At 73.1% G+C, this 19,013-nt stretch carries 16 protein-coding genes; 11 read left to right on the plus strand and 5 right to left on the minus strand.

What is annotated here, in order from left to right:
- The first annotated feature begins 11 nt into the window (after nt 1-11).
- Nucleotides 12-866, plus strand: coding sequence for a siderophore-interacting protein (locus GA0074692_RS32670; RefSeq protein WP_091652094.1), 855 nt, complete (start codon nt 12-14; stop codon nt 864-866).
- 115 nt (nt 867-981) lie between these two features.
- Nucleotides 982-1,812: a peptidoglycan DD-metalloendopeptidase family protein gene (locus tag GA0074692_RS32675; RefSeq protein WP_218106736.1), complete on the plus strand. Its 831-nt coding sequence runs from the start codon at nt 982-984 to the stop codon at nt 1,810-1,812.
- A 79-nt stretch (nt 1,813-1,891) separates the two neighbouring features.
- Here GA0074692_RS32675 and GA0074692_RS32680 read toward each other — a convergent pair whose 3' ends face one another.
- Nucleotides 1,892-3,775 (minus strand): glycerophosphodiester phosphodiesterase, encoded by a 1,884-nt coding sequence (locus tag GA0074692_RS32680; RefSeq protein ID WP_091652099.1) that lies wholly within the window; start codon nt 3,773-3,775, stop codon nt 1,892-1,894.
- 47 nt (nt 3,776-3,822) lie between these two features.
- Nucleotides 3,823-4,527, minus strand: coding sequence for a hypothetical protein (locus GA0074692_RS32685; RefSeq protein WP_091652102.1), 705 nt, complete (start codon nt 4,525-4,527; stop codon nt 3,823-3,825).
- A 125-nt stretch (nt 4,528-4,652) separates the two neighbouring features.
- Between GA0074692_RS32685 and GA0074692_RS32690 the strand changes: the two genes are divergently transcribed.
- Nucleotides 4,653-6,287 carry a BCCT family transporter gene (locus GA0074692_RS32690; protein ID WP_091654496.1) on the plus strand — a complete coding sequence of 545 codons (1,635 nt, stop codon included), beginning with the start codon at nt 4,653-4,655 and terminating at the stop codon, nt 6,285-6,287.
- An 11-nt stretch (nt 6,288-6,298) separates the two neighbouring features.
- Here the strand turns inward: GA0074692_RS32690 and GA0074692_RS32695 are convergent, their stop codons facing one another.
- The 3 genes from GA0074692_RS32695 to GA0074692_RS32705 all read right to left on the minus strand — a co-directional run bounded on the left by GA0074692_RS32695 (nt 6,299) and on the right by GA0074692_RS32705 (nt 9,139).
- Nucleotides 6,299-6,946 (minus strand): hypothetical protein, encoded by a 648-nt coding sequence (locus tag GA0074692_RS32695; RefSeq protein ID WP_091652105.1) that lies wholly within the window; start codon nt 6,944-6,946, stop codon nt 6,299-6,301.
- A gap of 70 nt (nt 6,947-7,016) precedes the next feature.
- Nucleotides 7,017-8,390, minus strand: a complete 1,374-nt coding sequence (locus tag GA0074692_RS32700) for a hypothetical protein (protein WP_091652108.1) — start codon at nt 8,388-8,390, stop codon at nt 7,017-7,019.
- Complete coding sequence (locus tag GA0074692_RS32705; protein WP_176738644.1) at nt 8,387-9,139, minus strand: ATP-binding cassette domain-containing protein; 753 nt, start codon at nt 9,137-9,139, stop codon at nt 8,387-8,389. The genes GA0074692_RS32700 and GA0074692_RS32705 overlap by 4 nt, the downstream gene beginning before the upstream one ends.
- 166 nt (nt 9,140-9,305) lie before the next feature.
- Here GA0074692_RS32705 and dnaG point away from each other — a divergent pair, with 166 nt between their 5' ends.
- The 8 genes from dnaG (at nt 9,306) to GA0074692_RS32745 (ending at nt 19,011) form a co-directional block, all read left to right on the plus strand.
- The gene (dnaG, locus tag GA0074692_RS32710; RefSeq protein ID WP_176738645.1) at nt 9,306-11,174 is read left to right on the plus strand and encodes a DNA primase; all 1,869 of its coding nucleotides are present in this window, start codon (nt 9,306-9,308) and stop codon (nt 11,172-11,174) included.
- Nucleotides 11,174-11,707: a hypothetical protein gene (locus GA0074692_RS32715; RefSeq protein ID WP_091652117.1), complete on the plus strand. Its 534-nt coding sequence runs from the start codon at nt 11,174-11,176 to the stop codon at nt 11,705-11,707. The genes dnaG and GA0074692_RS32715 overlap by 1 nt, the downstream gene beginning before the upstream one ends.
- A gap of 101 nt (nt 11,708-11,808) precedes the next feature.
- Nucleotides 11,809-12,738 carry an ABC transporter ATP-binding protein gene (locus GA0074692_RS32720; RefSeq protein WP_091652120.1) on the plus strand — a complete coding sequence of 310 codons (930 nt, stop codon included), beginning with the start codon at nt 11,809-11,811 and terminating at the stop codon, nt 12,736-12,738.
- A 16-nt stretch (nt 12,739-12,754) separates the two neighbouring features.
- Nucleotides 12,755-13,564, plus strand: coding sequence for an ABC transporter permease (locus GA0074692_RS32725; RefSeq protein WP_091652122.1), 810 nt, complete (start codon nt 12,755-12,757; stop codon nt 13,562-13,564).
- 10 nt (nt 13,565-13,574) lie between these two features.
- A complete protein-coding gene (locus tag GA0074692_RS32730) occupies nt 13,575-14,384 on the plus strand; it encodes an ABC transporter permease (RefSeq protein WP_091652125.1) in 810 nt (269 codons plus the stop codon).
- 546 nt (nt 14,385-14,930) lie between these two features.
- Nucleotides 14,931-15,920, plus strand: a complete 990-nt coding sequence (locus GA0074692_RS32735) for a YihY/virulence factor BrkB family protein (RefSeq protein WP_091654499.1) — start codon at nt 14,931-14,933, stop codon at nt 15,918-15,920.
- 278 nt (nt 15,921-16,198) lie between these two features.
- The gene (locus GA0074692_RS32740) at nt 16,199-17,377 is read left to right on the plus strand and encodes an ROK family transcriptional regulator (RefSeq protein WP_091652129.1); all 1,179 of its coding nucleotides are present in this window, start codon (nt 16,199-16,201) and stop codon (nt 17,375-17,377) included.
- A 125-nt stretch (nt 17,378-17,502) separates the two neighbouring features.
- Nucleotides 17,503-19,011, plus strand: a complete 1,509-nt coding sequence (locus GA0074692_RS32745; RefSeq protein WP_176738761.1) for a sugar ABC transporter ATP-binding protein — start codon at nt 17,503-17,505, stop codon at nt 19,009-19,011.
- Nucleotides 19,012-19,013: the final 2 nt, after the last annotated feature.

Consider the following 19,013-nt stretch of genomic DNA (forward strand, 5'->3'; position numbering starts at 1 on the left):
GCCTAACCAGCATGACGGATCGCCCGAAGAAGGTCACCAGCGCGCACGTCGTCCGTACCGAGCGTCCCACCCCGCACGTGATCCGCCTGGTGCTCGGCGGCGACGGGCTGGTCGGGCTGCCGGTGGGCGAATACACCGACCACTACGTCAAGCTGCTCTTCCCGCAGCCCGGGGCGGTGTACCCGACGCCGTTCGACCTGGACGCCATCCGCCGGGACCTGCCCCGTGACCAGTGGCCCCAGCTGCGCGCGTACACCGTACGGGCCTGGGATCCGGTGGTCACCGAGCTGACCATCGACGTCGTGCACCACGGCGACGAGGGGGTGGCCGGACCGTGGGCCGCCGCGCTGCGGCCGGGTGACCCGGTGCACTTCCTCGGCCCCGGCGGGGCGTACGCGCCGAGCCCGACCGCCGACTGGCACCTGCTGGTCGGCGACGAGAGCGCGCTGCCGGCCATCGCGGCGTCGCTGGAGCGGCTGCCGATCGACGCGCCGGCCCGGGTGTTCGTGGAGATCGACGGCCCGGCAGAGGAGCAGCCGCTGCCCAGCCCGGGCGCGGTCGAGCTGGTCTGGCTGCACCGGGGCGACCGCCCGGTGGGCGAGGCGCTGGTCGAGGCGGTCCGGGGGCTGGAGTTCCCGCCCGGTGCGGTGCACGCCTTCGTGCACGGCGAGGCGACGTTCGTCAAGGAACTGCGCCGGCTGCTCCGGGTGGAGCGGGGCCTGCCGCGCGAGCTGCTCTCCATCTCCGGCTACTGGCGGCGCGGCTTCACCGACGAGGGCTGGCGGGCCAGCAAGCCGGACTGGAACCGTCGGGTCGAGGTGGAGGAGGCCGCCGCGATCGACGCCAGCGGCGTTCCCGCCCCTTGATCGATGTCGATGGACGTCGATATATTGACTCCCTCCGTCCGGCTGCCGGGCGGCAGGTGACGGCCACCGTGGCCGGGACCGGAGGAGGGGCACGATGGACGCTACGGGCAATGGCGTGGACCGACGGACCCTGTTGCGGGGCGCCGCGGCCGGCGCGGTGGTGCTGGGCGGCGCGGCGGTGGGCGTCGGAGTCGGTGCGCCGGCCCACGCCTCCGGCTTCTACAACCCGTTCACCGGCTACCCGATCTCGGACGGCTGGCAGGAACACATCGACCGGGGCTCGCTCGGCGGCATCGACTACGTCATGTCCGTCGGCACCCGGCTGCCGGCCTGCGGCAGCGGCACGATCCAGAACATCCCGTACAACGGCACCGGCGGGCACACCGTCACGATCTACCACCCGAACGGCTACCGCACCCAGTACATGCACCTCTCCGCGTTCAGCCTCGCCAACGGCACGGCGGTCGGCGCGGGGGCGACGGTCGGACTCTCCGGCGGCGCGGCCGGTGCACCCGGCTCCGGCTCGTCCACCGGACCGCACGTGCACTGGCACATGATCAACCCGTCCGGGGTACGGATCAATCCGCTGACCTACCTCGCCGGCATCGGCGGGACGCTGCCGAAGACCACCACCGAGTCCGACGGCATCCCCGGGCCGATCATGTGGCAGCGGGCGCAGAACTGGCTGCGGATGGACCACGGCTACACCGGCCCGATCGACGGGGTGCCCGGGGTGAACACCTACGCCGCCCTCCAACGGGCGATGCGCGGGTACGGCTACACCGGCCCGATCGACGGCGTGCCCGGCCCGAACACCTGGGCGGCCGTCCAGCGGCTGGCCGCCCAGTGGGGCTACACCGGTCCGATCGACGGCGTGATGGGCCCCAACTCGTGGCGCGGCTTCGCCCGCTTCGTCAACCAGGACCGCTTCGACCGGACGTCCTGACCGGCCGTTCGGGAACGGGCCGCGACCAGGGCGGCAGCGGTGACCGGGCCGGACGAGCCGGCCCGGTCACCGGCAGGGGTCAGCCGGCCGCGAGGAGGGCCCGGGCGTCCGCCGCGATGATCGTGGCGGCGTCCTGGGGGACCTGCCTGCCGGCGTGCTGCTCGGCGTACGAGGCGAGCTGGGCGTACCGGCCGTCGGCCAGGAGGTTGAGCATCGCGTGCCGGGCACCCGCCTCGACCTGGGCGGTGAGCACCAGGTGCGCCAGGCCGGTCGGGTCGGCGACCACGGTGAAGGTGGTGGTCACCGTGGTCCGGCCGCCCGGTCCGTTGGCCTCGACGCGGATGGTGTGCTCACCGGCAGCGAGCCGGGACGCGTCGAGCACCTGACCCGGGGTGGCCGGCTCGCCGTCCAGGGTCACCGTGACGGTGTTCGCGTTGCCGGTCACCACGCCGAGCGTCGGGCGCTGGGCGCGGTCCAGCCGGGCCCCGTCGGCCGGCGAGGCGACGGCGACCGTCGGTCGGCCGACCCCGCCCTGGAGCTGTGCGGCGTTCCAGCCGGCCAGCTCGGCAGGCCGGTTGGTGATCACGCCGTCGACGCCGTACCCCTCGAGCCGCTGCCAGGCGGTGGCCGAGTCGACCGTCCAGACCATCACCGCCACTCCGGCGGCGTGCAGGTCCGCGACCACCGACGGGCGGGTGGTCAGCGCGCCGTCGCTCGGGTTGTACGCGGCCAGCCCCAGCTCCTTCGACAGTGCCACCGGGTCGGCGTCCAGGGTGCTGCGCAGCAGCCCCAGCGGCAGCTCCGGGGCGAGTGCCCGGGTGTGCCGCAGCGACTCGACGTCGAAGCTCTGCACGAAGACCCGCGTGGTCATCCGCTCCGCGCGGATCACCTCGACGATCCGGGCCACCTCGTCCCGGGAGTGCGCGCCCTTGATCTCCAGCAGCAGGTTCCCGCCCCGGCTGCGCAGGTCGGCAAGCTGCTCGGCGAGGGTGGGCAGCCGCGCGCCGGTGAAGTGCGGGGCGAACCAGGAGCCGGCGTCGAGCGCCTTGAGCTGTGCCGAGGTGAGGTTGCGGATCGCCCCGGTGCCGTCGGTGGTGCGGTCCACGGTGCCGTCGTGCAGCACGAACGGCACGCCGTCCCGGCTGGGCTGGACGTCGTTCTCGATCCAGTCCGACCCGGCCCGGCGGGCGACCTCCTGGGCGGCCAGGGTGTTCTCCGGGGCCGCCGCCGAGGCACCCCGGTGGGCGATCACGGTCAGCGGTGCGCCCTCGGGGCGGAGCAGCCCGTTCGGGGCCAGCTCGGTGACCGTGACGTCGTCGAACGAGACGGTCGCGCCGTTGACGACCAGGGCCTGCCCGCCGTCGGCGGAACGCTGGAGGCTGCTGGTCCGCATGAGCTGACGCCCGTCGAAGAACCAGCGGGCCTGGTTGCCGTGCACCTCGATGCTGACCTTGACGTCCCGACCCGTCCCGGCCGCGTACGGCGCGGCGGTGGTGTTCGTGACGTTCCAGCTCCCGGCCGGGGTGAGCTGCGCGAACTCCAGCCCGTTCGAGGCGGCGCTGCCGCTGCGCATGGTGGCGATCCACCACGGGGTGGCTCCGCTGGCCGGCACGTCGAGGCCGAGCGCCGTCCACCGGGTCGCCTCGTTCACCTTCTCGAAGCGGACCGTCGCCGAGAAGCGGAAGTGTTCGAGGTGCCGGCCGAAGGTGATCTTCCGGTTGCCGCTGGTCGAGGTGCCGACCAGCCGGCCGTCCACCACCTTCCACTCCCCGTCGATCGCCCGCCAGCCGGCGGGGAGCGTACCGCTGTCGAAGTTCTCCGCGACGACGACGTCGCCCGGCTCGGCACCGGCGGGGGCGGCGTCGCCGAGCGTGGTCAGCAGGCCGCCGGCGACCACCAGCGTGGCCAGGCCGGCGAGCACGCGGCGACGGGCCGACGTCGGCCCGACAGAAGAAACAATCATGGTGGTAGATCCTAGGGGTGGCCCACGAACGCGGCCGTGACCTGCGGTTACCCCCGGGCGAACGACTCGTGTACCGCGTCGTCGGCCGGGTGCGGGGTGGTGCCGTCGGCCGGTCGCAGGGTGGTGCGCCGCTGGAGCACGTCGCCGACCAGTCGGGCGGACTGGGCCACCCGACGGCGTACCACGACCAGGTGCGCCGCGACGGAGCCGGCGAGGGCCGCGACCGCGCCGGCCACCGCGAGCCAGCCCGGCGCGACCGCCGCGAGCCCGGCCCCGGCCGCCACCGCCACCACCACGCTGTTGATCAGGCCGATGGTGCCGGCCTGCCCGACCAGGTCGCGGGCCCAGTGCCGGCGGAACGGCTCCGGCGCGAACGGTCCCGGGTCGTCCAGGGTCGGCATCATCAGGTACGGCGCCAGATCCGGCGCGCGCCGGGCCAGGTACGTGCGCAGCACGGTGGCGGCGACCGCGTACCGGCGGCCCCGGGCGTTCAGCTCGACCTGGCGGGCGAAGACCGCGCCGCCCAGCATCAGCACCAGCGCGCCCAGCCCGGCCAGTACGGTCGGTCGGACCGCGCCGGCCGGCGTACCGGTGGTGACCATGCCGGCGGAGACCGCGGTGGCGGCGGTGGCCACGGTCAGGAAGAAGGTGAACCGGGCGGTCGTCTGCTCGTCGATGGCCCGGCTCGCCTCCCGCAGGTGCTCGTACTCGGCCAGCGCGATGGTGAGCGGGGTGTCCGGTTCCTCGGCCATGTTCCTCCGTCCGTTCGGCCCACGAGCGTAGCCATGATCCACAACCCGGAGTGGCCCGGTGGACCCCGTGCGAATGTTATGTATGGGGCATAATCGGCTTTCTGGACAGGACGGGCAGGGTGACCATGGCCGAGCAGAGCACCGAGCCCGCGACCCGGTCCGTCGACCCGGTGGTGCTCGCCCTGAGCGTCGGCGGCGTGCTCGCCGTGGTGGTCTGGGGAGTGCTCGGTCGGACCTCGCTGGCGGCCTTCGGCACCTCCGGACTGGCCTGGGTGATCGACACCTTCGGGTGGTTCTTCGTGGTCGCCGCCGACGCCTTCCTGGTGTTCGCGGTGGTGCTCGCCGCGTCCCGGTTCGGCCGGATCCGGCTCGGCGCGGACGACGACGAGCCCGAGTTCAGCACGCTGGCCTGGGTGGCCATGATGTTCAGCGCCGGCATGGGCATCGGCCTGGTCTTCTTCGCCGTGGCCGAACCCATCCAGCACTACGCCACCCCGCCACCGGCCACCGGCGTCGCGCCGCAGAGCGGCGCGGCCGCTGCTGCGGCCATGCAGTACACCCTGTTCCACTGGACGCTGCATCCGTGGGCGATCTACGCGGTGGTGGCGCTGGCCCTGGCCTACTCCACCTTCCGCCGGGGACGGAGCAACCGGATCTCGGCGGCCTTCACCCCGCTGCTCGGCCACCGGGCTGCCGACGGCCCGGTCGGTCGGGCGATCGACCTGCTGGCCGTCTTCGCCACCGTGTTCGGCTCGGCGACCAGCCTCGGCCTGGGCGCGCTCCAGGTCGCCGCCGGGCTGGACATGGTCACCCGGGTGCCGGACAGCACCACCGTGGAACTGGTGGTGATCGGCGCCCTCACCCTGGCCTTCATCGTCTCGGCCCTCTCCGGCCTGCACCGGGGCATCAAGTGGCTCGCCACCACCAACGTGGTGCTCGCGGTGGGGTTGCTGGCCTTCGTCTTCGTGCTCGGCCCGACCGTCTACACCCTGGAGGTGCTGCCCGCCGCCGTCGGCGACTACCTGGCCCACCTGGTCACCATGTCCACCCGGACCGGGGCCTTCTCCGACCCGTCCTGGCTCGGTGACTGGACGATCTTCTACTGGGCGTGGTGGATCTCCTGGGCGCCCTTCGTCGGCATCTTCATCTCCCGCATCTCCCGGGGCCGGACGGTCCGGCAGTTCGTCGTCGGGGTGCTGCTCGTGCCGAGCGGGGCCAGCGTGATCTGGTTCGCGGTGCTCGGCGGCAGCGCGCTGCGCGCCCAGGCCACCGGCTCCCGGGACCTGGTCGCCGACGTGGCGGCCGGCAGCGAGCAGGCGCTGTTCGGCCTGCTCGCCGGGCTGCCGTTGGCCACCCTCAGCAGCATCCTGGCGGTGGTGCTGATCGCGATCTACTTCGTCACCGGCGCCGACTCCGCCGCGCTGGTGCTCGGTTCGCTCAGCACCCGGGGATCACTGCGCCCGCACCGCCCACTGGTCGTGCTCTGGGGCGCGCTGATCGGCGCGGTCGCGGCGGCGCTGCTGCTCGCCGGCGGGCTAGACGCGCTGCAACAGGCGACGATCCTGGTGGCGCTGCCGTTCGTGCTGGTGATGCTCGGGCTCGCCGGGGCGCTGCTGCGGGACCTCGCCCGGGATCCGCTGGTCAACCCCGCCCGCGTCCGCCGCCCGTCCGGCCTGGCCGCGGCGATCCGGGCCGCCCGCTCGTACGACGAGGAGGATCCGCCCCCGGTCACCCGCTACCTCTGGCGACGCCGCTCCTGACCGGGCCACTCCTAGCCGGGCCACTCCTGGCTGATGTCGGATGCTCCGCCTCGGCCACGGAGGCCCACGAGCAGGAGCCCGGTGCCGACCAGCACCGCGCCGATCGTGGCGCTGGTCTGCCGGAGGTCGACGTTGTAGATGATGTTCGCCGGCCAGGGGAGCAGGCTGGGCGTGGTGAAGACCGCCAGGACGGCGAAGGTGCCCACCATGGCGAATGGTCCGGCGAGTACCGCCCCGAGCACCAGGTGCAGACCGAGGACGACGCCCCAGCCGGCGAGGAACGTCATCCGGTCGATCGCTCCGTGCAGCAGCGGCGATGTCAGCAGCGGGCCGAGGGCTGCCCCGAGCCCGACGACGGCGGCCCAGACCAGGCGGGCCGGCTGCGGGGAGCGTGACCTGGTTGCCTCCAGGGTCGGTAGCCGACCGGTCAGGCACCGGCCGACGATCGCCGCCGGCACCAGCATGAGCAGGACGGCGATGGTGTCCATCGGCGCGCTGCCCGGCTCGGCCACCTCGAGGCCGAGCGCGGAGACGCCGAACCGCGAGGCTACGGCGACTGCGACCCACGCCCCGAGGTACGCGAGCACCCCGCGCGCGGTTACGCCGTGCGCCTTGGCGTAGGCGACCGCAATGTGCCAGGCCGCGGCTGTGCTGCTCACGCCGGCTCACCCGCCTGGCAGGCCGCTGTGCGTTCACGCCGGCTCACCCGCCCGACAGGCCGCTGTGCGTTCACGCCGGCTCACCCGCCTGGCAGGTCAGCACCGCGTCCCGGTGGCGTCCGAACCAGGCGGCCCGGTCGTCGTCGGACAGGTCGGCGAAGCGTCGCGCGTCCTCAGCCAGCCCGGCGTCCTCGGCGAGCAGCGCCTGCGTCCCGATCTCCCCGGGGTAGTTGCTCCCGTCCGTCGGCAGCCCGCGCTCGGTCAGCCACCAGTGGTACAGCACGAAGGAGGTCCGCCGGCCCGGGGTGACGGACCGCGTCGTCCTGCCCTGGTCGGCCCGAACCGTCCGGCAGGGGGCGACGAAGATCCCGAAGCCGAGATGCGCCTCGAACCGCTCTGGGTCGATCTCGTGCGCCGGTGCGGTGTTCCGCTTGGCGACGGGGACGACGATCCGCGTCCCGACCGGCGGCGGAGCCTGCCCGGCGAACCGCGTGGCGTGGTCGAACAGTTCCTGACTCTGCACCACCGTGGCCTCGTCCAGCCGCAGGGCTCCCAGCGGTGTCAGTCCCGCCACGACCCGGTCGCGGTATTCGGGCAGGAGATGGTCGTGGGCCCGGTCCACGCAGACGCGAGGAGCGCCGTCCGCGCAGACCACGGCGTACGCCTCCGGAACGGGCAGCCGGGTGTTGGCGGTGACGAGACCGCCGGCCGCCGCGAACCCGGCGACCACGGCGAGGACGGACGCGACCCGTCCCCGCCCGAGCATCCAGGTCACCAGCGCCGCGCCGAGCGCCAGCCAGAGGGCCGACCTGAGGACGAGCAGCTCCACCGGTAGGCGGAGGTACTCCCGTGCGGAGTTGTCGATGATCGACAGGTCGTACAGCACGGCCCGGTCGATACTGCTGTCCACGTACATGGCACCCATGTAGATGACGTACGGCACGACCGCCGCGACGACCGGTGCCACCACCGGAGCGGGGACCACCGTGCCGAGTGTTGCCCCGATTCCGACCGACATCACCACCCAGGCCAGCAGCGGCAGGAGTTCGAGCGGGTCGAGACCGCCCTCGGTGGCGCGGGGAGCGGTCATCGCCACCACGTAACCGACCACCGCGAGGTACCCGACGAGACTGCCGACCGTCACCGACAGCAGCGCGGGTCGGTAGATCCGGGACCGGGAACGGGAGGACGCGACGAGCATCGACAGGTAACCGCCCCGGCGGGGCGCGGCCACCGCCCAGGCCACGGCGCCGGCCGCGATGCACGAACCCCACAACCCGGCCCAGGCGACCACCGCGCTGCTGCTCGGCCAGTGGCCCACCCAGCGCTCGGACTTCGCCCAGATCGTGGCGATCCCCTGTGCGGCGGTGAGCAGCGCCACGACCGTGCCCAGGCCCAGCCGGCTCCTCAGGTAGCTGCCGGAAGCCGACGACGAGCCGCTCACCGGTCCTGACCCAGGACGGTCTGGAAGCCCTGCCGCAGGCCGTGGAGGCCGGGCGGGGCGGCAGCGGTCCCCGCCAACTCCTCCGCCGTGCCGGTCCAGAGCACCGCGCCCGCGTCCAGCACGACGATCCGCCCGGCCAGCGCCTCCACGTCTTCGAGCAGGTGGGTCGCGACGACCACCGTCTTCTCGGCGCGCAGCCGACGGATCAGGTCGTGGAAGCCGTCCCGCTGCTCCGGATCCAGACCGGCGGTGGGCTCGTCGAGGATCAGCACCGCCGGGTCCGCCGCGATGGCTGCCGCCAGCCCCGCGCGGCGTAGCTGTCCGCCGGAGAGCGCCCGCAGGTGCTGCTCGGCCTTCTCCGTCAGACCGACCAGGTCGAGGGCGTCGGCCGTACGGGGGCCGATCCGGTCTGCCGGGACCTCCTTGAGCCAGGCGGCGTAGGTCACGAACTCCCTGGTCGTCATGTGCGGTGGATAGCCGAACGCCTGGGGCAGCCAGCCGATGTCGCGCAGCGCGGACCGCCCCCGCCGGACCCGTCCGTCGACCACCGAACCGGCGAGCCGTACCTGCCCGGCGGTCGGCCGCGCCGCCCCGGCAAGGGTCCTGATCAGGGTGGTCTTTCCCGCGCCGTTACGGCCCAGGAGCACGGTCACCCCGACGGCCAGGTCGAGGCAGACGTGCGACAGCACGGTCTTTTTGCCGTACGTGAAGGTGACGTCGTCGACCTCGAGCACCCCGGGCGCGGTCATCCTGTCGACCCTAGTCTTCGTGAGACGCGTCATGGCGGACCACACGGCTGATCATCGCTTCCTGCCCGGATGCGCCGGGGCCTATCCGGCCGCCGTCACACGGCGTGCCCCCGCCGGGCCGATGCGCGGTCGCGCAGGGCAGGATGTACGCCAGAGGGGGTGGCGGATGGCTGGGCGGATCCGGGACGAGGACATCGCGCTGGTACGCGAGCGCACCTCGATCGCGGACGTCATCTCGGAGACGGTGACGCTGAAGTCGGCCGGGGGCGGCAACCTCAAGGGGCTCTGCCCGTTCCACGACGAGAAGAGTCCCTCGTTCAACGTCTCGCCGGCCCGTAACGTCTTCTACTGCTTCGGGTGCGGCGCGGGCGGCGACGCGATCAAGTTCCTGATGGACGCCGACCATCTCAGCTTCGTCGAGTCGGTCGAGCGGCTCGCCGGCCGGGCCGGCATCCAGTTGCGCTACATCGAGGACGGCAAGCCCGCCCCGCGCGTACGGCAGCAGCAGGGCCAGCGGCAGCGGCTGGTCGCCGCGCACGCCGCCGCCGTCGAGTTCTACCGGGCCCAGCTCACCACTGCCGGGGCCCGGCCGGCCCGCGAGTTCCTCGCCGAGCGGGGCTTCGACCGGGCTGCCGCCGAGCGGTACGGCTGCGGCTTCGCCCCGGATGCCTGGGACCTGCTCACCAAGCACCTGCGCCAGCAGGGGTTCAGCCACGACGAGCTGGTGACCGCAGGGCTGTCCCGCCCGGCCCGCTCCGGTTCGCTGATCGACCGGTTCCGCCGCCGGCTGCTCTGGCCGATCCGGGACCTCAGCGGCGACGTGATCGGGTTCGGCGCGCGGAAGCTGTTCGAGGACGACGACGGCCCGAAGTACCTGAACACCCCCGAGACGCCGATCTACAAGAAGTCGCACGTGCTGTACGGCCTCGACCAGGCCAAACGGGAGATCGCCCGGCAGGGCCGGGTGGTCGTGGTCGAGGGGTACACCGACGTGATGGCCTGCCACCTGGCGGGGGAGAGCACCGCCGTGGCGACCTGCGGCACCGCGTTCGGCGCGGACCACATCGGGGTGCTGCGCCGGCTGCTGCTGGACAGCGACGACGTGGCCGGCGAGATCATCTTCACCTTCGACGGGGACGCCGCCGGGCAGAAGGCCGCGCTGCGCGCCTTCGAGGAAGACCAGCGGTTCGTCGGGCGGACCTTCATCGCAGTCAGCCCGGACAACATGGACCCCTGCGAGCTGCGGCTGGCAAAGGGCGACCTGGCCGTCCGGGACCTGGTCGCCCGGCGTGAACCGCTGGTCGACTTCGCGCTCCGGCACATGATCGGCCGGTACGACCTGGACACCGTCGACGGCCGGGTGGAGGCGATGCGCCGGGCCGCGCCGCTGGTGGCGAAGATCAAGGACCCGGAGAAGCGCCCCGAGTACGTCCGCAAGCTCGCCGGTGACCTCGGCATGGAGATCGAGCCGGTGCAGCGGGCGGTGCTCGCCGCCGGGGGCGCCCCGACCGGCCGGGAGGCGTCGGCGCGGACCGCCCCGGCGCGGCGCGAGCCGGCGGTGGACAGCCCGCAGTCGATGGTCGAGCGGGAGGCGTTGAAGCTGGCCCTCCAGGAGCCGGTGCTCGCCGGCCCGATGTTCGACGCGGTCGGCGCGGACGAGTACCGGCACCCCGTACACGTGGTGGTGCGGACGGCAGTCGCGGAGGCCGGCGGGGTGTCGACGGCGACCGGCGGGGCGGTCTGGGTGGGCCAGGTCCAGGACGCCTGCGCCGACCTGGCCGCGCAGGCCCTGGTCACGGAGCTGGCCGTGGAGCCGCTGCGGATCGACGGCGAGCCCGACCCGAGGTACGTCTCGATCACCCTCGCCCAGTTGCAGTGGGGGGCGGTCACCGCCCGGATCAGGGACCTGAAGTCCAAGATCCAGCGGGTGAACCCGGTGGCGAACAAGGACGAGTACTTCGCGCTCTTCGGCGAGCTGCTCTCGCTGGAGCAGCACGCCCGGGCGCTGCGCGAGCAGGCTGCGGGAGGACTGTGATGGGGCTGTTCAACCGTCGGCGCAAGCTTCCGGCGCAGTGCCGCCCGGCACTGGCCGCGCACGAGCGGGTCCTCGCCTGGGCCCGGGTGGGCGACGGCGACGACGCCGCCACGGTCGCCACCAACCTCGGGCTCTGGCTGCCCGGCCGGGCCGAGCGACTGGGCTGGCACGACATCCTCAAGGCGGTCTGGTCCGGCCGGGAACTGACCGTCACCCCGGCCGACCCGGTCGCCGAGCGGGACGGCTACCTGGTGGTCGCCGACGCGCCCACGTCGACCTACCTCCTGCTCGACCCGGGGGAGCTGCCGCACCAGGTGCGGGCCCGGGTGACCAAGTCGGTGGCGTACACCGCGCACCACCCGGTGCCCGGCGGCGCGGGCCGGGTCGCCGCCCGTCGGGTGCCGGGGGTGGACGGCCTGACCTGGACGGTCCGCTACGACCCGGGCACCCCGGCCGACGATCCCGACGTGGCCGCCGAGACGGACCGGCTGGTCGCCGCCGCCCGGACCGCCACCACCCCCGGCTCGCTGTAGAGCCGCGTCCCCCGAGCGGCCACCCTGGCCGCGCCCGCACTCCCCGCGACCCCGGGAGAAAAGAAGTGGGGTCTGTCGGGGGTGCCGACTAGGGTCGAGGCGTGACGGCGCAGATCTTGATTCGGGCCCGGGGTCTGGTGAAGCGGTTCGGGGACTTCACCGCCGTGGACGGAATCGACGTCGACGTACCCGCCGGGGAGGCCTTCGGCTTCCTCGGCCCGAACGGCGCGGGCAAGTCCTCGACCATGCGGATGGTCGGCTGCATCTCCCCGCCGAGCGGGGGCGAGCTGCGCATCCTCGGCATGGACCCGGTGCGCGACGGGCCGGCGATCCGGGCCCGACTCGGGGTCTGCCCGCAGCTCGACAACCTCGACCCGGAGCTGACCGTCCGGGAGAACCTGACCACCTACGCGCGTTACTTCGGCATCTCCCGTCGGGTGGCCCGGGACCGCGCCGCCGAACTGCTCGACTTCGTGCAGCTCACCGAACGCGCCGACAGCAAGGTCGAGCCGCTCTCCGGTGGCATGAAACGCCGGCTGACCATCGCCCGCGCGCTGGTCAACGAGCCGGAGATCGTGCTGCTCGACGAACCCACCACCGGGCTCGACCCGCAGGCCCGGCACCTGGTCTGGGAACGGCTGTTCCGGCTCAAGCAGCAGGGCGTCACGCTGGTGCTCACCACCCACTACATGGACGAGGCCGAGCAGCTCTGCGACCGGCTGGTGGTGATGGACGGCGGCCGGATCGTCGCCGAGGGGTCACCCCGGGCGCTGATCGAGCGGTACTCCACCCGCGAGGTGGTGGAGCTGCGGTTCGCCGCCGAGTCGCAGGAGGCGTTCGCCGGCAAGCTGGACGGCGTCGGGGAACGCGTCGAGGTGCTGCCCGACCGGGTCCTGCTCTACGTGACCGACGGGGACGACGCGGTGGCCGATGTGCACGCGCGCGGACTCACCCCGGCGAGCGTGCTGGTCCGGCGCAGCAGCCTGGAGGACGTCTTCCTCCACCTGACCGGTCGCACCCTGGTCGACTGAGCGGGGTGGGGCGGAGATGAGCGTGACCCAGCAGACCCGGCGGGAGTCGGCCCGGCCGGCCCTGCCCCGGGTGCCGGCACTGACCGTCCTGTCGTACCACCTGGTCGGCTACCGGCGCACCTGGCGGGCGAGCGTCTTCTCGTCGTTCCTGCTGCCGGTGCTCACCGTGCTCGGCTTCGGCGTGGGGGTCGGCGCGTACGTCGACCAGGGCGTCGGCGGGGTGAGCTACCTGCACTGGATCCTGCCCGGCCTGGTCGCCTCGACCGCCTTCCAGGTCGCGGTCGGCGAGTCGACCTGGCCGGTGTACGGCAACTTCCAGTGGACCAAGCTCTACTACGCGCAGAGCGCGGCCCCGCTGCGGGTCGGCGACATCCTCGGAGGCCACCTGATCTTCGTACTGTTCCGGGTGTTCACCGCCGCCGTCGCGTTCCTGCTCGTCGCGGCGGTGTTCGGCGCGGTGCGGTCGGTGTGGGCGCTGGCCGCCCTGCCGGTCGTGCTGCTGCTCGGCCTGGCGGTTGCCGCGCCGACCTTCGCGTACGCCGGACGGGTGCCGGGCGACAGCTACCTCGCGCTGCTGTTCCGGTTCGCGGTGATTCCGGCGACCCTGTTCGCCGGAGTGTTCTTCCCGGTCGAGTCGCTGCCGGTCGGCCTGCGCTGGTTGGCGTACCTCACCCCGCTCTGGCACGGCGTGGACCTGTGCCGGGCCGCCGTGCTCGGGGTGGCCCCCCAGTGGTCGGCCACCGGGCACCTGCTCTACCTCGCCGCCTGGGCCCTGGCCGGGTGGGCGCTGGCCCGGCGCGTGTTCCACCGCACACTCGTCGTCTAGGGAGGGCCCCGTGGTCACTCTGGTGCTGCCCCGGCTGGTCGACGTCGGGGCCGCCGCCCGCCGGTCGGTCTCGGTCACCGAGCGCAACATCGCCACGCTCAGTACGGCGTACTGGCTGGTGCTCGTCTCCGGGTTCCTGGAGCCGGTGTTGTACCTCTTCTCGATCGGGGTCGGGGTGGGGGCGCTGGTCGGCGACTTCACCCTCCCCGACGGGCGGGTCGTGTCGTACGCGACGTTCGTCGCCCCGGCGCTGCTCGCCTCGTCGGCGATGAGCGGGGCGCTCGCCGAGACCACCTTCAACTTCTTCGGGAAGATGAAGTACCTGAAGCTGTACGACGGGGTGATCGCCACCCCCGTGCAGCCGTTCGAGATCGCCCTCGGCGAGCTGGCCTGGGCGATGCTGCGCGGGTCGCTCTACTCCGCGGCGTTCCTCGTGGTGATGGTGACGATGGACCTGACCACCGTGGCCCGGGCGGTCACGACGCTGCCGGCGGCGCTGCTGGTCGGCTTCGCGTTCGGCGCGCTGGGCATGACCGTCGCCAGCTTCATGCGCAGTTGGCAGGACTTCGACCTGCTCGGGTCCGTGCAGTTCACCCTCTTCCTCTTCTCCGGCACGTTCGTTCCGGCGCAGGCGTATCCGGACCTGCTGCGCTGGGTGGTGGAGGTGACCCCGCTCTACCGGTCGGTGCACCTGCTCCGGGACGCGGCGCTCGGCACTGGCGGTGGGGGCTGGCTGGTCGACGTGCTCTACCTGGTCGGCTTGACGGTGCTGTGCCTGGTGGTGGCCTCCCGCCGGACGTCCCGCCTGCTGTACCGATAGGACGTGGCGGCCTCCGGATCGGTGGTTATCCGGGGGCGGGTCGGGGCATGACGAGGGGGAGACAGCCGACCTGAGGGAGGGGCGATGGCCTCCGACGAGTCCCCCGGCCGGGGCGGGCCGCACCGCGACCGCTCCGCCACCGCCACCCGGCGCGAGCCCGCCACCGCCACCCGGCGCGAGCCCGCCACCGCCACCCGGCGCGAGCCCGCCACCGCCACCCGGCGCGAGCCCGCCACCGCGACTCGGCGCGAGCCTGACGACCTGCCCGACGCCGACGCGGCGTCGACGACCCGGCACGACGATCCGTCGCCGAGCCCCCTGGCGGGTGTGGAGTCGACCAACGGGCGGTCGTACGGACCGGTCGACCGGCACCGGAACGGCGACGGGGCTGACCGGCACCGGAACGGCGACGGGGCTGACCGGCACCGGAACGGCGACCAGGCCGATCGGCGCCGGAACGGCGACGGGTCCGACCGGCGCTGGGCGGACGGTCCGGCCGGGAACCGCCCGGCAGGGCCGGACGACGGTTCGGCCCGGAAACGGCCGGTGGGGCCGGACGACGGACCGGACAGTCCGACCCAGCTCTCCGGGACGGGCTGGCGGGACACGCTGCGCCGGACGGGCCGGGAGTTCTCCGAGGACAGTCTGACCGACTGGGCGGCGGCGCTGACCTACTACGGCGTGCTCTCGATCTTTCCCGGCCTGCTGGTGCTGATCTCGCTGCTCGGGCTGCTCGGCGAGAGCGCCACGAACGAGATCCGGGACACGGTCGCCGACGCGGTGCCGGAGCAGAACGTCCAGCGGATCATCGAAGGGGCCATCGACCAGGCGAGCGCCTCTGGCGGCCTAGCCAGCGTGGCGGCCGTACTCGGTCTGCTCGCCGCCTTCTGGTCGGCCTCCGGCTACGTCGCGGCGTTCATGCGCGCCTCCAACGCCATCTACGACGTGCCGGAGGGGCGGCCGATCTGGAAGACCCTGCCGATCCGGGTCGGCGTGACCGCCGTGATCGGGGTGATGCTGCTGGCCAGCGCGGTGATCGTGGTCTTCACCGGACGGTTGGCCGAGGCGGCGGGGGACGCGATCGGGCTCGGCTCGACGGCGGTCACGGTGTGGAACATCGCCAAGTGGCCGGTGCTGCTGGTGCTGGTCAGCCTGATGTTCGCGCTCCTCTACTGGGCCTCGCCGAACGCGCGGCACGGCGGATTCCGCTGGGTCAGTCCGGGCGGCGTGCTGGCGGTGGTGCTCTGGCTGGTCATCTCGGGCCTGTTCGCGCTCTACGTGAGCAACTTCGGCTCGTACAACAAGACGTACGGGGCCTTGGCCGGCGTGATCGTCTTCCTGATCTGGCTCTGGCTGACCAACATCGCCATCCTGCTCGGGGCCGAATTCGACGCCGAACTCGAACGCAGTCGGGCGATCGCCGCCGGGCACTCTCCGGAGGAGGAGCCCTACGTCGAGCTGCGCGACGACCGGAAGCTGCGCAAGAAGGCCCGGAAGCGGGACCGGGAGCAGGGGCGCGAGCCGCACACCCGCTGACGCTCCGCACTTCCACCACCCCGCCCGTCCCGAATGCCCGCGCCGCCCCCGCCGCGCCCCGTGGCGGGGGCGGTTCCGTGGTGGATACGGGCAGGTCGGGGGCGGTGCGGCGTTACCAGCAGGTTTCCTCGGCTTGACCGAATCTTTTGTTCAGGTCGACAAAAGTTTGCGCTAGATCGGCCGAAGCTCTGGACACGCGATGCGTAACCCTCCTACTGTGACGGGCACAACACGACGACGTGACGTCGATGTGAACGGCTTGAAGTGAGGTGAGTCCGGTGCGGAAGGCCCATCCCCTGCACCTGCGACTGCTGTGGTTACTCCGCGACGAAGGTCCGCTCTCCCGGGCCGAACTCGCCGACCGTCTCCAGATCCCGCGCCCGCGCCTGCTCGCCGAACTGGAACGGCTGGTCGCCCTCGGCTACGTGGCCGAGGCCGGCCTGGCCAAGTCCCGGGGCGGTCGTCGGTCCACCCTGGTCGAGCTGGACCCGCGGCTGCGGTTCGCCGCAGTGGACATGGGCGCCAGCTCGATCGACGTCGAGGTGGTCAACGGCCGGCTCGAACCGGTCGCGGCCTACGCCGAGCAGGCCGACATCCGCTCCGGGCCGAAGGCCACCCTGCACCGGGTCAACGAGTTGCTGCACAAGGCGCGGGCCGACGGGGCGTACGAGCGGCTCGACGCGATCGGCGTCGGGGTGCCCGGCCCGGTGAGCTTCCGCGACGGGGTGCCGGTCTCCCCGCCGATCATGCCGGGCTGGGACCGGTTCCCGGTCCGGGAACTGCTCACCCGCGAGCACGGCTGCCCGGCGGTGGTCGACAACGACGTCAACATCATGGCGATCGGTGAGCGGCACGGCGGGGTGGCCCACTCGGTGGACGACTTCCTCTTCGTCAAGATCGGTACGGGAATAGGGTGCGGCATCTTCCTCGGCGGTGAGGTCTACCGGGGCAGCGACGGGTGTGCCGGCGACATCGGCCACATCCAGGCCGAGCCACACGGTCCGGTGTGCTCCTGCGGCAACGTCGGTTGCCTGGAGGCGCTGTTCAGCGGCGCGGCACTGGCCAAGGACGCGACCGCCGCCGCGCGCAGCGGCACCTCCCCGGCGTTGGCCGAGCGACTCGCCGCCCGGGGCCGGGTCACCGCGCTCGACGTCGCCGAGGGGGCCGGCGAGGGGGACGTGACCTGCATCCAGCTCATCCGGGAGGGCGGGCGGCGGCTGGGCGGTGTGCTCGCCGGGCTGGTCAGCTTCGCCAACCCGTCGATGATCGTGATCGGCGGGGGGTTGGCCCAACTCGGCCACATCCTGCTCGCCGAGATCCGCAGTGTCGTCTACCGCCGGTCGCTGCCACTGGCCACCGGCAACCTGCCGGTGGTCCTTTCCGAACTCGGCCCTCGGGCCGGGGTGGCCGGCGCGGCGGTGCTCGCCAGCGACGTCGCCTTCCTGGAGGCGTCGTGAGCACCGGCGCCGGGCCGGAACCCCGGCGCGCGAGCACCGAGGTCGGATCGGAGCACGTGAGCACCGGTGCCGGGCCGGCACCCCGGCCGCTGGTCGAGGCGCCCGCCGACGCGGTCCCCGGTGACGTGGTGCTGCGGTTGACCGACGTGGTCAAGACCTTCCCCGGCGTCCGTGCTCTGGACGGGGTGCAACTGGAGGTGCGGGCGGGCGAGGTGCACTGCCTCCTCGGGCAGAACGGCGCCGGCAAGTCCACCCTGATCAAGGTGCTCGCCGGGGTGCACCGGCCGGACTCGGGGCAGGTGCAGTGGCGGGGCGAACCGGCCACCTTCGCCAATCCGCAGACCGCCATGCGCGCCGGCATCGCCACCATCTACCAGGAACTCGACCTGGTCGAGGATCTCTCCGTCGCGGAGAACGCGTTCCTGGGCCACGAGCCGCGCCGGCTCGGCTTCGTCCGCCGGGGCCAGATGGCCCGGCGGACCCGGGAGATCCTGGGCCGCCTCGGCCATCCGGAGATCCCGCCGGGCCGGCTGGTCCGCGCGCTGCCGGCGGCCGGCAAGCAGGTCGTCAGCATGGCCCGCGCACTCTCCCACGAGGCCCGACTGATCATCATGGACGAGCCGAGCGCGGTGCTCGCCCACGACGAGGTCGGCAACCTCTTCCGGATCATCCGGGAACTCACCGCCCAGGGCATCGCGGTCATCTACATCTCCCACCGGCTGGAGGAGATCCGCGAGATCGGCGACCGGGTCACCGTCCTCAAGGACGGCCGGACGACCGCGGCGAACCTGCCCGCCCGGGACACCCCCACCCGGGACCTGGTCAGCCGGATGACCGGCCGGACCATCGAGTACGTCTTCCCCGACCGTCCCGCTGCCGAGGCGGGCGGGGAGCTGCTCCGGGTGGCCGGGCTCAGCCGGGCGGGCGAGTTCGCCGACGTGTCGCTGAGCGTCCGGGCCGGGGAGATCGTCGGGATCGCTGGGCTGGTCGGCTCGGGCCGGTCGGAGCTGCTGGAGACCATCTTCGGCGCCCGCCACGCGGACGCCGGCACGGTCAGCGTGGCCGGCCGTTCCGTACGGCCGGGCAGCGTCGGCGCGGCGGTCCGCGCCGGCATGGGGATGGCCCCGGAAGAGCGGAAGAGCCAGGCGCTCCTGCTCGGCGAGCCGATCTACCGCAACGTCACACTGGCCACCTTCAGCCGGTACGCGCGGCTGGGCTTCACCGACACCGGCCGGGAACGGGCCGAGGCGGACCGGATCGCCGACGTGCTCGACCTGCGCCCCCGGGACGTGCGCCGCCCGGTGCGTACCCTCTCCGGCGGCAACCAGCAGAAGGTGGTGGTCGGGCGCTGGCTGCTCGGCGACACCCGGCTGCTGCTGCTCGACGAGCCGACCCGGGGCGTGGACGTGGGCGCGCGGGCCGAGCTGTACCAGGTGATCCGGCAGCTCGCGGCCCGGGGCGTCGGGGTGCTGCTGGTCTCCAGCGAGGTCCCCGAGGTGCTCGGTCTGGCCGACCGGGTGCTGGTGATGCGGGAAGGGCGGGTCGTGCGCGAGGCGCCGGCCGGCGAACTGGACGAGAACACCGTGCTCGACCTCGTCATGGCGGGGTCCCTCCTGGAAGGCACGCCGGCATGAAC

The sequence above is a fragment of the Micromonospora pallida genome (assembly GCF_900090325.1).
Taxonomy (GTDB): Bacteria; Actinomycetota; Actinomycetes; order Mycobacteriales; family Micromonosporaceae; genus Micromonospora; species Micromonospora pallida.